Source organism: Ochrobactrum sp. CGA5 (assembly GCF_006345815.1).
Taxonomy (GTDB): Bacteria; Pseudomonadota; Alphaproteobacteria; order Rhizobiales; family Rhizobiaceae; genus Brucella.
This window is the reverse complement of sequence record NZ_VCIG01000003.1, coordinates 155,048-169,699: the sequence shown is the minus strand read 5'-3', so window position 1 is coordinate 169,699 and position 14,652 is coordinate 155,048. Positions and strand designations below refer to the sequence as shown.

Here is a 14,652-nt window from a genome sequence, read left to right as displayed (position 1 = left end):
TTTATTACGACCACGGTCCCCGGTAACCGGAACCACCATTGCTGTTACCGCCTGCATTACCCCATGGACCACTGCTTTGGGAAGAGGCTGCGGCACGCGGCATCATTCCAGCCGAGCGGATGCCCAATTCAGCGGCCATCTGTTCTAGCGCCGCGATGCGATTGTCAGTGTCCGGGTGGGTCGAGAAAAGGTTGTCGGCACCCCGTCCACTCAGCGGATTGATGATAAACATATGCGCGGTTGCCGGGTTGTGTTCGGCATTCTCATTGATGGTCGCCTTGGCGCCACGCGCAATCTTGTCGAGCGCCGAAGACAGCCATAGCGGGTTGCCGCAGATTTCTGCGCCCCGTTTGTCGGCGGCATATTCGCGGGTACGGCTCACGGCCATCTGCACGATCATCGCGGCAAAAGGGGCGACGATCATGGCAAGAATGGTGCCGACCACGCCCATAATGCCGTTGCCGTTTTCGCGATTGCCGCCCAGGAAGAAGGCAAAATTGCCGAGCATGGATATGGCACCGGCAAGCGTTGCCACGATGGTCATGGTCAGCGTGTCACGGTTCTGAACGTGCGCCAGTTCATGCGCCATCACGCCTGCGACCTCTTCCGGCGTCAGGCGGTTGAGGAGCCCGGTCGTCGCCGCAACGGCGGCATTTTCGGGGTTGCGGCCCGTGGCAAAAGCGTTCGGCTGGTCTTCATGGATAATGTAGACCTTCGGCATGGGAAGGCCCGCATTGGCGGCAAGGCCGCTTACCATGCGGTAATAGTCCGGCGCGCTGCGCTCATCCACTTCCTGCGCATTGTACATGCGCAACACCATCTTGTCGGAGTTCCAGTAGCCGAACAGGTTCATGGCGACAGCGATCACAAGCGCGATCATCATGCCTCCGCCGCCGCCCAGCAAATAGCCGATGCTCATGAACATGACCGTCATGAGGGCGATCAGCATGGCAGTTTTCGTCATATTCATCTGTGGCGGTCTCCAAATTTCAGGATGCTTGACCAGCAAGGGTTTTGCACGGCAAGCCTTTCTGCCTATATGATGGGTATGAAAAGCTCTGGCTTCAATAATCAAAGCTTTTGCAGCAACTGGAATGTGACAATGAACGAAAAAACCGAAGCACCCCAAAGCCCGGAAAACGTAGACAAGCGCACGTTCGAGGATCTGCCGCCTGCCGCCCAGCGCGCCTTGAAGGAAGCCGAAGCGCGCCGCGCCGCCGAAAGGGAAGCGCAAGCACCTCGCGAAATCGGCGGACGCGGCGGAAAAGATCCCGCTCGCTATGGTGACTGGGAGATCAAGGGTAGGTCGATCGACTTCTAAAAAGTTTGGGAATTTCCGCTCCCGCAGCCTGCAAATCGCGTTCTTCTGCGCTTCCGGTGTTCAGGTACTGAAGTACACTCCGCTCCGGTTCTCAAAGGTCGCGATTTCGTCTCAGCAGGACGACAATCTCACCAAGCTTGGGCGCTGTCTCAGACCGCGTTGTTAAAAAAGCCCCGGTTTCCCGGGGCTTTTTATTATTTCTTGTTCTGGCGATTTTCGATCAGATCGTCCACGACGCCCGGATCGGCCAGCGTCGAGGTATCGCCCAGTGCACCGAACTCGTCTTCGGCGATCTTGCGCAGGATGCGGCGCATGATCTTGCCCGAGCGGGTCTTCGGCAGGCCCGGCGAGAACTGGATCTTGTCCGGTGTGGCGATTGGGCCAATTTCCTTGCGCACGTGCTGGGTCAGCTCTTTGCGGAGGGCATCTTCATCCTGAATTGCCTCGCCCGTCATCAGCGTGACATAGCAGTAGATGCCCTGTCCCTTGATCGGATGCGGGTAGCCCACGACGGCGGCTTCCGAAACCGAGTGATGCGAGACGAGCGCCGATTCGATTTCCGCGGTGCCGAGGCGATGGCCGGAAATGTTGAGCACGTCATCGACGCGGCCCGTGATCCAGTAATAGCCGTCTTCGTCGCGACGGCAGCCGTCGCCGGTAAAGTACTTGCCCTTGTAGGTCGAGAAGTAAGCCTCGATGAAACGCTTGTGATCGCCATAAAGCGTGCGCATCTGGCCTGGCCACGAGTCGATGATGCACAGATTGCCATCGGCTGCGCCTTCAATCACGCTACCTTCGCCGTCAACCAGTTGTGGCTTCACACCGAAGAAAGGACGAGTTGCCGAACCAGGCTTGAGGTCGGTTGCGCCCGGTAGCGGCGTAATCAGAATGCCGCCGGTTTCTGTCTGCCACCACGTGTCGACAATGGGTGAGTGCTGATCGCCCACGACATTGTAATACCATTCCCAGGCTTCCGGGTTGATCGGCTCTCCGACCGAACCGAGCAGGCGCAGCGATGAACGCGACGACCGGGTGACGAATTCGTCACCTGCACCCATCAGCGCGCGGATGGCCGTAGGCGCAGTATAGAAGATGTTGACGTGGTGCTTGTCGACAACTTCCCAGAAACGTCCCTGATCGGGGAAGTTGGGCACGCCTTCGAACATCAGTGTCGTTGCGCCGTTGGCGAGCGGACCGTAGACGATATAGGAGTGGCCTGTCACCCAGCCCACATCCGCCGTGCACCAGTAGATGTCGCCATCGTGATAGTCGAAGACATATTGATGCGTCATCGATGCATAGACGAGATAGCCGCCGGTGGTGTGCAGCACGCCTTTCGGCTTGCCGGTGGAGCCGGAAGTGTAGAGAATGAAGAGCGGGTCTTCCGCGTTCATCGGTTCCGGGTCACAGGTCGGCTCGACGCTTGCGACTTCCTGATGATACCAGAGATCGCGACCCGGTCCCCAGCTTACCTTGCCGCCGGTGCGGCGCACGGTGAGAACCTTGTTGACTATGACATATTGCTTGGCAGCTATGTCTATAGCGGTATCGGTATTTTCCTTCAGCGGAACCGGCTTGCCGCCGCGCACGCCCTCATCGGCTGTAATCACGAAAGTGGATTCGCAGTCAACGATACGACCGGCCAGCGCCTCCGGCGAAAAGCCCGCGAAGACGACCGAATGCACAGCGCCGATACGCGCGCAGGCCAGCATCGCATAGGCCGCCTCGGGGATCATCGGCAGATAGATCGTGACGCGGTCGCCCTTCTTCACGCCGTGCTTCTTCAGCACATTCGCCAGACGGCAAACATTCTCGTAAAGCTCACGATAAGTGATCTTCTTGTCGATATAGGGATTGTCGCCTTCCCAGATGATGGCGACCTTGTCGCCGCGACTCTTCAGGTGGCGGTCGATACAGTTGTAGGAAACATTGGTAACGCCGTCTTCATACCATTTGATGGACACGTCGCCGTTGAAATCGGTGTTCTTGACCTTGGTGAAGGGCTTGAACCAGTCGATGCGCCGTCCGTGCTTTGCCCAGAAGCCGTCCGGATCGCTCACGCTCTCCTCGTACCATTCAAGATAGGTTGCGTTGTCGATGAGCGTGTTTCTCTTTGCCTCGGCAAGAACCGGGTAAAGCTTTTCCGACATGATTTCCTCCTTCAGCATTCCCCGAGTCGGACACTATCCCACTCGTATAAATGCACTCAAAAACTGACCGGCACCTCCCGCCGGATGGGACGGTTTGCCGTGAAAGGCGTGACCATCGTGTGCCCTGTCTACCTTCCATTGCGGGCAAGGTAAATTAGACAATCGGCGCGTCCATGATCCACAATGACGCATCGTTATGAAATATGCTTGGCAGCACTCGCTACTATATGATGCTAACATATTGTTTTTACAGTTTAAAAACTATTCTTAGCGATTATCTCTTATACAAGAGCCTGGCAATACGGCTCTTCACAAAAAGGGGAAATCGCCATGACGACGTCCGCTTTGAACGCAAAGTCGGTCTTTGAACTGCAACTCGCCGGTTACGGTCTGACGACGGCGAAAGTTTTCTACCATTTGCCCGATCATCCGCATCTGCTACAGCTTTTCGTCTGGCAGGATTATGATCTGGCGCCCGATTTTCCAGTGCTCAATCATTTCATCGAATTCTGGAATCGGGAGATCGAGGGGCCATTGCATTCAGTCAGCTATACACATTTTCGGCTGCTTGGTCCTTCGGACTGGAGCAATGTGCAGGGCGAGATCATCTTGCATTAGGTCCAGGCCCCAAGAGCGTTTCCAGTAAAAGTGCGAAGCGCTCAGGCGGCAAATCAGGCGGGGTTGGCATAGCTCCGCCCGCCGAAGATGGCTGAGCCGACACGCACCGATGTCGCGCCGAAACCGATAGCGGTTTCATAATCACCCGACATGCCCATGGAGAGTTTTTCAACGCCTGCGGCGCGGGCAAGCTTTTCAAGCAGTGCAAAATGCGGGCCGGGATTTTCATCCGCAGGCGGAATGCACATTAGCCCTTCAATGGCGAGGCCATGTTCCTCGCGGCAACGCTCGACAAAAGCGACGGCTTCCTTCGGCGCAATACCGGCCTTCTGTTCTTCGAGTCCGGTATTCACCTGAACGTAGAGCTTCGGGGACTTGTTTTGCTTCTTGATTTCACTGGCCAGGGCGACTGCGATCTTTTCGCGGTCGACTGTTTCGATAACATCAAAAAGAGCAACGGCATCGGCGGCCTTGTTGGACTGCAGCGGGCCGATCAGATGCAGTTCGATGCCGGAATAATCCTCGCGCAGTCCTGGCCATTTGGCTTGTGCTTCCTGCACGCGGTTTTCACCGAAGACGCGCTGGCCTGCGTCGAGAGCCGGGCGGATTTCCTCCGCATCGAAGGTTTTTGATACGGCGACAAGCGTAACAGAACCCTTGTCGCGCTGCGCTTCCTCTTCGGCATTGGCGATTGCGGCCTTGACCGTGTTCAGGTTCGCTACGATATCTGACATGAAACTCTCGCTTTCAGGCTTTTCATCCGCAAAAGGTTGACGCTTTCGCCAATACGTGGTGAAGGTCGCCATTAAACATCGACTCTCCTTATTGCATCACCTTCGTACGAGTAAATACGGTCATGGCAGCCGAACGTTATAATCCGCGCGTGGCGGAAGCTCATTGGCAGAAAGTCTGGGAAGAAGACCGGACTTTTGAAACCGATAACAGCGATAGCCGCGAGAAATATTATGTGCTCGAGATGTTCCCATATCCATCGGGGCGCATCCATATGGGCCATGTGCGCAACTATGCGATGGGTGACGTTGTCGCCCGTTACAAGCGCGCCAAGGGTTTCAACGTGCTTCATCCGATGGGATGGGATGCGTTCGGCATGCCGGCAGAAAATGCCGCGATGCAGAACAAGGTTCATCCGAAAGAATGGACCTACCAGAATATCGCCACGATGCGCAGCCAGCTCAAGTCGATGGGGCTTTCACTCGACTGGGCGCGTGAATTCGCGACCTGTGACGTGGAGTATTATCATCGCCAGCAGATGCTGTTCATCGACCTTTTCGAAAAGGGCCTGGTGACACGCAAGACCTCCAAGGTTAACTGGGACCCGGTCGACAACACTGTGCTCGCCAACGAGCAGGTGGTGGACGGTCGCGGCTGGCGTTCGGGCGCGCTGGTCGAACAGCGCGAACTGACGCAGTGGTTCTTCAAAATCACCGATTTCAGCGAGGAATTGCTGGCCGGTCTCGACACGCTTGACCAGTGGCCGGAAAAAGTCCGCCTGATGCAGCGTAACTGGATCGGCAAATCGGAAGGCTTGCAGGTCCGTTTCGCGCTGGACGACAAGTCCGCGCCTGCTGGTTTCTCGGAAATCGAAGTCTATACGACCCGCCCGGACACGCTGTTCGGTGCGGCTTTCGTGGCGATTTCCGCCGATCATCCGCTGGCGAAGAAGCTGGCCGAAGACAATTCTACGCTTTCCGGCTTCATCGAGGAATGCCATCAGCATGGCACGTCGCTGGCTGCGCTGGAAACGGCAGAGAAGAAGGGGTTTGATACTGGCGTCAAGGTCAGGCACCCGTTCGACGAGAACTGGGAGCTCCCGGTCTATGTCGCCAATTTCGTTCTGATGGAATATGGCACGGGCGCGGTTTTCGGCTGCCCCGCGCACGATCAGCGCGACCTGGATTTCGCCAACAAATACAAGCTGAAGGTTACACCTGTCGTTCTGCCGAAGGGTGAGGATGCTGCAAGTTTCAGCATCGGCGACACGGCCTATACCGACGATGGCGTGATGATCAATTCGCGCTTCCTTGATGGTATGACGCCGGAAGCAGCCTTCAACGAAGTGGCGAAACGTCTGGAATCGACCAGTCTCGGCAACAAGCCGCAAGCGGTCCGCAAAGTCCAGTTCCGTCTGCGTGACTGGGGCATTTCGCGTCAGCGCTACTGGGGTTGCCCAATCCCGATGATCCATTGCGAAAGCTGCGGCGTCAATCCGGTGCCGCGTGCAGACCTGCCGGTCAAGTTGCCGGACGATGTGGAGTTCGACCGTCCGGGCAATCCGCTCGACCGTCATGCCACATGGCGTCATGTGAAGTGCCCGAAATGCGGTGCCGATGCGCGCCGTGAAACCGATACGATGGACACGTTCGTCGATTCGTCCTGGTACTATGCCCGCTTCACCGCCCCCTGGGAAAATGAGCCAACGGATCGTAAGGTCGTCGATCAATGGCTGCCGGTTGATCAGTATATTGGCGGTATTGAACATGCGATCCTGCATCTTCTTTATTCGCGTTTCTTCACCCGCGCGATGAAGGTCGCCGGTCATGTCGGCATAGACGAGCCGTTCAAGGGCCTGTTTACGCAGGGCATGGTCGTGCATGAAACCTATAAGGCCAATGGCCAGTGGGTGGCGCCTGCCGACATTCGCATTGAGGAAACCGACGGCAAGCGCAGTGCAACCCTGCTCTCGACAGGCGAGCCCGTGGAAATCGGTTCCATCGAAAAGATGTCGAAGTCGAAGAAGAATGTTGTCGATCCAGACGATATTATCGCGTCCTACGGCGCTGATACGGCACGCTGGTTCATGCTGTCTGATTCGCCGCCCGAACGTGACGTGATCTGGACGGAAGCCGGTGCCGAAGGTGCTCATCGTTTTGTGCAGCGCGTCTGGCGGTTGATCTCGGAAGCTGCGGAACAGTTGAAGGAAGTTGCTCCGAAGGCAGGCGTTGAGGGCGACGCACTCGTTGTTTCCAAGGCTGCGCACAAGACGGTCAAGGCCGTCGGCGACGATATCGAGAAGCTCGCCTTCAACCGTGGTGTCGCCCGCCTCTACGAGCTGGTCAACACGGTTGCAGCGCCTCTGCAACAGTTGGCTTCTGGCAATGCGGATGACGCATTGAAGGGCGCTGTCCGCGACGCCACCGAAAAGCTCATCCTTATGCTGGCGCCGATGATGCCGCATCTGGCCGAACAGTGCCTTGCAGCGTTGGGCGGGAAGATTGCCGGTCGTGAAACGCTGGTTGCCCGCAGCGCCTGGCCGGAATTTGATCCGGCATTGGTGGTGGAAAACGAGATCGTTATGCCGGTGCAGATCAATGGCAAGAAGCGTGGGGATTTGACAATCGCCCGCGACGCTGATCAAGCTAGCATCCAGAAGGCGGTGCTCGAACTTGACTTCGTCAAGGCTGCGCTCAACGGGGGCTCGCCGAAGAAGGTTATCGTGGTGCCGCAAAGGATCGTCAATGTCGTTGCCTGACCGCTTTTTCTCCGCAATCAAAGCCTTCCGTGTCGCATTTTTCGCGCTCGGGGCTGCGGTTCTGATGGCTGGATGCACCGTGCAGCCGCTCTACTCCTCCGGCGCTGGCGCCGGCGGAACCATAGGCGGCAGCGTGACACCGGACATGCGCACCAAGCTTGCTTCGGTGGCGATCGATCCGGCGGGCGATGTGTTTCAGCAGCAGGTCCGCAATCGCCTGATCTTCCTCCTCAGTGGCGGCGCCGGTGAACCGGCCAACCCGACCTATCGGCTTGGTCTAGGTTTGAGCAGCAACACGATTTCCGCCGTGAGCGTGGATATTGGCGATGAGACTGACCGTACGGGTCGTCCATCGGCAGGTATTGTAAAGGCAACGTCGAACTTCGTGCTGCGTGACAAGGATGGCAAGCCGCTTGCCGCCGGTACCCGCACGGTTGGCGCTTCCTTCGACCGTCCGCGTCAGGAATTCGCGAACCTCCGCGCCGAACGCGACGCGCGCAAGCGTGCTGCGGAGGAATTGGCCGAACAGGTGTTCCTCGCTCTGGCACAGAAGCTGTCGAAACTCTGATTTTGGCGTTGGTATGATATGACCCAAGGCGGTACTTTCGGTGCCGCCTTTCGTCTTTTAGAGCGGTTCCAATTCTGACGGAATCGTCGGAACCGCTCTATCTATTTGTTTTTACGCATTTCTGGACGCGAAACCGTTTCACAAGATTGCGGGAAACGGAAGGGTTCTGCGGCTTAGTTCATTTTTCGCCAAAGGCTACCGCCCGCTGCGTAACGTCCGCTTCGATGTCGGGCAGATGGTGGTTTTGCCCGTGAAAAGGAGACTGGAAAGGCCTACCTCTATCGCGCCCTGCAACGGGTGGATGCTGCTGCAAGCACGAACCCAGTGAGCAAGCAGAATGAGGAAACACTGTTGGAATAAAAAAGGCGAGCCGATGGCCCGCCTTTTACACCTTGCTGGAAACCGCCGATCAGGCGATCTTCTGGCCGGTCTTCGCCCAATCGGCGAGGAAGGTTTCGAGGCCCTTGTCGGTCAGCGGATGCTTTACCAGCGCCTTGAGCGTTGCCGGAGGTGCGGTCACAACATCAGCGCCGATGAGCGCTGCTTCCTTGACATGATTGACGGTACGAACCGAAGCAGCAAGAATTTCGGTGCGGAAATCGTAATTGTCATAAATCGTGCGGATTTCGGCAATCAGTTCCATACCGTTGATGCCGGTATCGTCGAGGCGGCCAATGAACGGCGAAATGAAGGTGGCGCCAGCCTTGGCTGCCAGAAGCGCCTGATTGGCCGAGAAGCAAAGCGTCATGTTGACCTTGTGGCCTTCGGACGTGAGAGCCTTACAGGCTTTCAGGCCGTCGAGGGTTACTGGCAGCTTGATGCAGATATTGTCAGCGATCTTGGCGATGACGGCTGCTTCTTTCATCATCTGCTCATACTCGGTCGCGGCGACTTCGGCAGAAACCGGGCCCTTGACGATGTTGCAGATTTCTTTGGTCACTTCGATAATGTCACGACCCGATTTCAGGATGAGGGACGGGTTGGTGGTCACCCCATCGACCAGCCCAAGGTCGTTGAGCTCGCGGATTTCCTTGACGTCCGCAGTGTCCACGAAAAACTTCATAACAGCGTTCCTCCATAATGAGCGCGGGTGGTTTTTGGGAGATTAAATCCAGAGGCCCAGAACCTGATAATTGGGTGAAAATGGTGTGAGGCCATCCTTTGGACACCGAAATGACTGGCGATCTGCAGCGTCGAGCCGCTTGACCGGGGGGCTGCCCCGTTTTTCGCATCTCTCCTTGCATATCTTGTCATTTCAGGTGCCATTTTCCACCAAATTACCAGCTTCTGGGCCTAAGTCCCGGAAGGTGGCTTTTCTTTAGCGCAAAGCCGCGCCAAGGTCACGCGATCATGTCGAAAGATTCGCACGATATTTCCAGTCTGTTTCCGGAACTCGCACCACGGGTCGTTCCCGTGCTTGTGCCGATGCCCGCAGAGCGGCCTTATTCTTATATGGTTCCGGAGGGGATGAACGTCCAGCCCGGATCGATCGTGCGCGTGCCGCTTGGACCTCGTGAGGTGGCGGGGATCGTCTGCGAGGGTGAGACAGATGCCATTGACGCCAGAAAATTACGGGAAATCTCCGAAGTTTTCGACTGTCCGCCGGTGGGGGGCGACATGCTGCGCTTCATGCGCTGGGCAGCAGACTATACCCTATCACCGCCTGGCATGGTGGCACGCATGGTTCTGCGCGTACCTGCTGCATTCGATCCAGAGCCATCGGTGCCGGGACTTCGCTACTCCGGTGGTGAGCCGGAACGCATGACCGATGCCCGGGCGCGGGTGATGGAGCTTGCCCGTGATGGACTTGCCTGGACCAGGTCCGGGCTTGCCCATGCGGCGGGTGTCTCGATGACGGTTGTGGACGGCCTTAAGACTCAAGGCATTTTCGAGGAAGTCTTGCTGCCGCCACCAGCCGTGGTGGCAAAGCCGGACATCGATTATGCGCGAGCCACGCTTTCGGAGGACCAGCAGGCGGCGGCTGAAATGCTGTCGGAAGCCGTGGAAGCCGATTGTTTTTCAGTTTCGCTGCTCGATGGCGTGACCGGATCGGGCAAGACCGAGGTATATTTTGAAGCCGTTGCCAAGGCGATAGAGCAAGGAAAGCAGGTGCTGATTCTGCTGCCTGAGATCGCGCTGACACAACAGTTTCTCGATCGGTTCCATGATCGTTTCGGGGCGAAGCCCGCCGAATGGCATTCCGACCTTGCCCCCCGTACCCGCGAACGTGTCTGGCGACAGATTGCCGAAGGCACGGTGCGGGTTGTAGCGGGTGCACGTTCGGCGCTTTTTCTGCCCTTCAAGGAACTGGGGCTGATCGTTGTCGATGAAGAACATGAGCCGGCTTACAAACAGGAAGACCGCGTTTTTTATAATGCCCGCGATATGGCCGTAGTGCGCGGGCATATCAGCGGCTTCCCGGTGGTGTTGGCGTCTGCCACGCCGTCCATTGAAAGCCAGGTCAATGCGGAGCAGGGGCGCTACAAACGGATCAAGCTCTACGGCCGTTATGCGGAAGCGGCACTGCCGGATTTGAAGACCATAGACATGCGGCGTTCCCCACCGCCGCCGGGCCGGTTTCTGTCGCCTGCCCTGACCGAAGCTGTCGGCAAGACCGTGGAGCGCGGTGAGCAGGCACTTCTGTTTCTCAATCGTCGTGGTTACGCGCCGTTGACGCTTTGCCGCGTCTGCGGCCATCGCTTCCAATGTCCGCAATGTTCGAGCTGGCTCGTGGAACATCGTTTTCGCGGGCAGCTCATGTGTCACCAATGCGGCTATCATGAGCCGACGCCGCAGGCCTGTCCTGAGTGCGGCACGCTGGATCATCTGGTTGCGTGCGGCCCCGGTGTGGAGCGTATCGCGGAAGAAGTGGCGGCAACCTTTCCAGAGGCCCGAATCATTGTGCTTTCGTCGGATATGGCAGGTGGTGTGAAGCGACTGCGGCTTGAGCTCGACGCTATCGCAAAAGGAGAGGCGGATATCGTTATCGGCACCCAGCTTGTTGCCAAGGGCCACAACTTTCCCAACATGACATTGGTGGGCGTGGTTGATGCTGATCTGGGGCTTGCCAATGGCGATCCGCGTGCCGCCGAACGCACCTTCCAGCTTCTCAATCAGGTGACGGGACGTGCCGGGCGAACCGGTCGCAAGAGCCTCGGCCTTATCCAGACCTATCAGCCGGATCATCCGGTGATGCGGGCAATCGTCAGCGGCGATGCGGATGCATTCTATGCCCGCGAGATTGAGGAGCGTGAACGCAGTGCCTTGCCGCCTTTCGGGCGGCTTGCCGCGCTGATTATCTCTGCCGACAACCGAGCCGATGCCGAAAATCACGCGCGCGCGCTCCGACGTGCTGCCCCTTCAGCCTCAGAAGTTTCCGTGCTCGGGCCTGCTGAGGCGCCGCTTGCTCTTGTGCGGGGACGCCACCGTTTCCGCATTCTGGTGCACGGAACAAAGCGCGCCGATATTCAAGGGTTTATCCGCGCCTTGCTCGCCTGCGGTCCGAAGGAAAAGGGTTCCATCAGGGTGCAGGTGGACATTGATCCGCAAAGCTTCCTGTAAGTTGTTGTATCCCGGTTCTGCAAGGCCGCTATCCTGGGTATGTCATAATAGGAAGCCGAACAGCCTGCGCAGGATGGAACGCGGTGCCAAATTCCGCTATAGGGCAAGAAAACGACAAGGGTAATTGCGATGGAATTCTATCTTCCTGCCACAACCGGAGAGTGGCTTGCCTGGGGCTCTGCCGCCATGACGGCGCTGGCCGGTTTGGTAATGCTGTTTGCACCCGGCATAACGATGAAGCTGTTGCGACTCCAGCCGATCAATGGCCGTCCCGAAGGTTATGGTTCCATCCGCGCGACGCTCGCCGGACCTTATCTCGGCGTGGGGCTTGGCTGCCTTATCTTCGCACAGCCGTTTCTCTGGGTCGTGCTAGGTGCTGTGTGGGGATTTGCGCTGTTCGGACGCTTCATTTCGATGATGTCGGATACAGCTGGCCGCAAGGGCGGACCGACTGGCGGACGCTTTTATGGCAGTCTGGCAGCAATGGCGGAATTCCTGCTTGCAGCAGGTCCCCTGCTTTACGCTTTCGGCTTCATTTCCTGACCGGAAAGGGAGCCCTCCTGCACGTCAGACGTGCAGGTTGTGTAAGGTAAGGTCGCCTCAAGATCGCCCCGCCGGGGCAGATGCGACTTTTTTGACCGCAAAAGGCGGCAAATCTTACACAAAAGTGCCGGATTCGCGTGTTGCGAGTCCTGTTCGTCTATGCTAGACGGCAATCACATTTCGGTGTTGATGTGCTCGCATGTCAGTGGTTTTCCGGAAACATTCAATAAAATCATCGGTTTGGCGTCCTCCGCAAGATTGGATCCCAAAAGGATGGTTTCAACGTAGAGAGCAGGTTGTTCGTGGCTGAAACGTCTTCGCTCATTTCAGGTGTCGCACAGCGTTACGCTGGATCTCTTTTCGAGCTCGCCCTCGACGCGAAATCCGTTGCAGCTGTGGAAAAAGATCTTGACCGTTTCGAGGCGCTTCTGAGCGGAAGCGAAGACCTCAAGCGACTGATTTCCAGTCCGGTATTTTCTTCGGAAGATCAGCTTCATGCGATCGGCGCTATCGCCGACAAGGCGGGCATCAAGGGGTTGGTCGGAAATTTCCTGCGCGTTGTTGCGCGGAACCGTCGTCTCTTCGCTCTGCCGGGCATCATTGCCGCTTTCCGCAAAATCGCTGCCGAACATCGGGGTGAAATCTCCGCCGATGTCATCTCCGCGCACGAACTGAGTGCTGCGCAGCAGAACGAATTGAAGGCAACGCTGAAAGGCGTGGCCGGCAAGGACGTGACGATCAATGTCACCGTCGATCCGTCGATCCTCGGCGGTCTTATCGTCAAGATGGGTTCGCGTCAGATCGACACGTCCCTTCGCACTAAACTTTCTTCTCTCAAGCTTGCACTGAAAGAGGTCGGCTGATGGACATCCGCGCCGCGGAAATTTCCGCTATCCTGAAAGAGCAAATCAAGAACTTCGGCAAGGAGGCTGAGGTCTCCGAGGTCGGTCAGGTTCTTTCCGTTGGCGACGGTATCGCCCGCGTCTATGGTCTGGACAACGTCCAGGCCGGTGAAATGGTCGAATTCCCTGGTGGCATTCGCGGCATGGCGCTGAACCTTGAAAGCGACAATGTCGGCGTCGTTATCTTCGGTGCCGACCGTGACATCAAGGAAGGCGACATCGTCAAGCGTACCGGCGCAATCGTCGACGTTCCGGTCGGTCCGGAACTGCTCGGCCGCGTTGTCGACGCTCTCGGCAATCCGATCGACGGCAAGGGTCCGATCAAGGCCAAGGAACGTCGCCGCGTTGACGTCAAGGCGCCTGGCATCATCCCGCGCAAGTCGGTTCATGAGCCGATGTCGACGGGTCTCAAGGCCATCGATGCCCTGATCCCGGTTGGCCGTGGCCAGCGCGAGCTGGTCATCGGTGACCGTCAGACCGGTAAGACCGCTATCATTCTCGACACCTTCCTGAACCAGAAGCCGATCCACGACAACGGCCCGGACAAGGACAAGCTGTACTGCGTCTATGTCGCCGTCGGCCAGAAGCGTTCGACCGTCGCTCAGTTCGTCAAGGTTCTTGAAGAACGCGGCGCTCTGGAATACTCGATCGTTATCGCGGCTACCGCTTCCGATCCGGCGCCGATGCAGTATCTCGCACCGTTTGCGGGCTGCGCCATGGGCGAATATTTCCGTGACAACTCGATGCATGCGCTGATCGGCTATGACGATCTGTCCAAGCAGGCTGTTGCTTACCGTCAGATGTCGCTTCTTCTCCGTCGTCCTCCGGGCCGCGAAGCTTATCCGGGCGACGTTTTCTACCTGCACTCCCGTCTTCTCGAGCGCGCTGCAAAGCTCAACGACGAAAACGGTGCTGGTTCGCTGACGGCTCTGCCGGTCATCGAAACGCAGGGCAACGACGTTTCGGCCTTTATCCCGACCAACGTGATCTCGATCACCGACGGCCAGATCTTCCTCGAAACCAACCTGTTCTATCAGGGTATCCGTCCGGCTGTTAACGTCGGTCTGTCGGTTTCGCGCGTTGGTTCGTCCGCTCAGATCAAGGCCATGAAGCAGGTTGCCGGCTCGATCAAGGGTGAACTCGCCCAGTATCGTGAAATGGCAGCATTCGCCCAGTTCGGTTCTGACCTTGACGCTGCGACACAGCGCCTTCTGAACCGCGGTGCGCGCCTGACCGAACTCCTGAAACAACCGCAGTTCTCGCCGCTGAAGACGGAAGAGCAGGTTGCCGTGATCTACGCCGGTGTTAACGGCTATCTCGACAAGCTTGCCGTCAGTCAGGTCGGCAAGTTCGAAGAAGGTCTTCTCGCTTCGCTGCGCACCGAGCACAAGGATGTGCTTGATGGCATTCGCAACGAGAAAGCCATCACCGATGACCTCAAGGCCAAGCTCAAGGCAGCGATCGACGCGTTCGCCAAGTCTTTCGCTTGAATTTTGTGA

12 protein-coding genes are annotated in these 14,652 nt (G+C 57.5%); 8 read left to right on the top strand and 4 right to left on the bottom strand.

Annotated features, from left to right (window positions below):
* Window positions 1-4: 4 nt before the first annotated feature.
* A complete protein-coding gene (htpX, locus tag FJQ48_RS03660; RefSeq protein WP_139973842.1) occupies window positions 5-970 on the bottom strand; it encodes a zinc metalloprotease HtpX in 966 nt (321 codons plus the stop codon).
* Window positions 971-1,102: 132 nt separating this feature from the next.
* Here htpX and FJQ48_RS03655 point away from each other — a divergent pair, with 132 nt between their 5' ends.
* Window positions 1,103-1,321, top strand: coding sequence for a DUF1674 domain-containing protein (locus FJQ48_RS03655; RefSeq protein WP_139973841.1), 219 nt, complete (start codon window positions 1,103-1,105; stop codon window positions 1,319-1,321).
* A 194-nt stretch (window positions 1,322-1,515) separates the two neighbouring features.
* Here FJQ48_RS03655 and acs read toward each other — a convergent pair whose 3' ends face one another.
* Window positions 1,516-3,471: an acetate--CoA ligase gene (gene acs, locus FJQ48_RS03650; protein ID WP_139973840.1), complete on the bottom strand. Its 1,956-nt coding sequence runs from the start codon at window positions 3,469-3,471 to the stop codon at window positions 1,516-1,518.
* A 330-nt stretch (window positions 3,472-3,801) separates the two neighbouring features.
* On the opposite strand from acs, the gene FJQ48_RS03645 reads away from it, so the two are divergent.
* On the top strand, window positions 3,802-4,089 hold the full coding sequence (locus tag FJQ48_RS03645) for a Usg family protein (protein ID WP_139973839.1): 288 nt from the start codon (window positions 3,802-3,804) through the stop codon (window positions 4,087-4,089).
* 53 nt (window positions 4,090-4,142) lie between these two features.
* On the opposite strand, the gene FJQ48_RS03640 is transcribed toward FJQ48_RS03645, so the two are convergent.
* Complete coding sequence (locus FJQ48_RS03640) at window positions 4,143-4,823, bottom strand: YggS family pyridoxal phosphate-dependent enzyme (RefSeq protein ID WP_139973838.1); 681 nt, start codon at window positions 4,821-4,823, stop codon at window positions 4,143-4,145.
* Between the two features lie 122 nt (window positions 4,824-4,945).
* Here FJQ48_RS03640 and leuS point away from each other — a divergent pair, with 122 nt between their 5' ends.
* Together leuS and lptE are read left to right on the top strand one after the other, a co-directional pair.
* The gene (gene leuS, locus FJQ48_RS03635; protein ID WP_139973837.1) at window positions 4,946-7,579 is read left to right on the top strand and encodes a leucine--tRNA ligase; all 2,634 of its coding nucleotides are present in this window, start codon (window positions 4,946-4,948) and stop codon (window positions 7,577-7,579) included.
* A complete protein-coding gene (gene lptE, locus FJQ48_RS03630) occupies window positions 7,566-8,147 on the top strand; it encodes an LPS assembly lipoprotein LptE (protein WP_139973836.1) in 582 nt (193 codons plus the stop codon). Before leuS ends, lptE begins: the two co-directional genes overlap by 14 nt.
* Window positions 8,148-8,556: 409 nt before the next feature.
* On the opposite strand, the gene fsa is transcribed toward lptE, so the two are convergent.
* Window positions 8,557-9,210 (bottom strand): fructose-6-phosphate aldolase, encoded by a 654-nt coding sequence (gene fsa, locus FJQ48_RS03625; protein ID WP_139973835.1) that lies wholly within the window; start codon window positions 9,208-9,210, stop codon window positions 8,557-8,559.
* Window positions 9,211-9,497: 287 nt separating this feature from the next.
* On the opposite strand from fsa, the gene FJQ48_RS03620 reads away from it, so the two are divergent.
* The 4 genes from FJQ48_RS03620 to atpA all read left to right on the top strand — a co-directional run bounded on the left by FJQ48_RS03620 (window position 9,498) and on the right by atpA (window position 14,643).
* On the top strand, window positions 9,498-11,708 hold the full coding sequence (locus tag FJQ48_RS03620; protein ID WP_139973834.1) for a primosomal protein N': 2,211 nt from the start codon (window positions 9,498-9,500) through the stop codon (window positions 11,706-11,708).
* Window positions 11,709-11,837: 129 nt separating this feature from the next.
* The gene (locus FJQ48_RS03615; RefSeq protein ID WP_139973833.1) at window positions 11,838-12,251 is read left to right on the top strand and encodes a DUF4345 domain-containing protein; all 414 of its coding nucleotides are present in this window, start codon (window positions 11,838-11,840) and stop codon (window positions 12,249-12,251) included.
* A 302-nt stretch (window positions 12,252-12,553) separates the two neighbouring features.
* Entirely contained in the window at window positions 12,554-13,114 is a 561-nt protein-coding gene (locus FJQ48_RS03610) for a F0F1 ATP synthase subunit delta (RefSeq protein ID WP_139973832.1), read from the top strand.
* The gene (atpA, locus tag FJQ48_RS03605; protein WP_139973831.1) at window positions 13,114-14,643 is read left to right on the top strand and encodes a F0F1 ATP synthase subunit alpha; all 1,530 of its coding nucleotides are present in this window, start codon (window positions 13,114-13,116) and stop codon (window positions 14,641-14,643) included. Before FJQ48_RS03610 ends, atpA begins: the two co-directional genes overlap by 1 nt.
* Window positions 14,644-14,652: the final 9 nt, after the last annotated feature.

Bases quoted from the DNA above. Each gene is read 5' to 3' on its own strand.
- atpA (WP_139973831.1), top strand. From the start codon at position 13,114: ATGGACATCCGCGCCGCGGAAATTTCCGCTATCCTGAAAGAGCAAATC.
- FJQ48_RS03645 (WP_139973839.1), top strand. From the start codon at position 3,802: ATGACGACGTCCGCTTTGAACGCAAAGTCGGTCTTTGAACTGCAACTC.
- FJQ48_RS03640 (WP_139973838.1), bottom strand. From the start codon at position 4,823: ATGTCAGATATCGTAGCGAACCTGAACACGGTCAAGGCCGCAATCGCC.
- FJQ48_RS03615 (WP_139973833.1), top strand. From the start codon at position 11,838: ATGGAATTCTATCTTCCTGCCACAACCGGAGAGTGGCTTGCCTGGGGC.
- acs (WP_139973840.1), bottom strand. From the start codon at position 3,471: ATGTCGGAAAAGCTTTACCCGGTTCTTGCCGAGGCAAAGAGAAACACG.
- FJQ48_RS03655 (WP_139973841.1), top strand. From the start codon at position 1,103: ATGAACGAAAAAACCGAAGCACCCCAAAGCCCGGAAAACGTAGACAAG.
- htpX (WP_139973842.1), bottom strand. From the start codon at position 970: ATGAATATGACGAAAACTGCCATGCTGATCGCCCTCATGACGGTCATG.
- lptE (WP_139973836.1), top strand. From the start codon at position 7,566: ATGTCGTTGCCTGACCGCTTTTTCTCCGCAATCAAAGCCTTCCGTGTC.
- leuS (WP_139973837.1), top strand. From the start codon at position 4,946: ATGGCAGCCGAACGTTATAATCCGCGCGTGGCGGAAGCTCATTGGCAG.
- fsa (WP_139973835.1), bottom strand. From the start codon at position 9,210: ATGAAGTTTTTCGTGGACACTGCGGACGTCAAGGAAATCCGCGAGCTC.
- FJQ48_RS03620 (WP_139973834.1), top strand. From the start codon at position 9,498: ATGTCGAAAGATTCGCACGATATTTCCAGTCTGTTTCCGGAACTCGCA.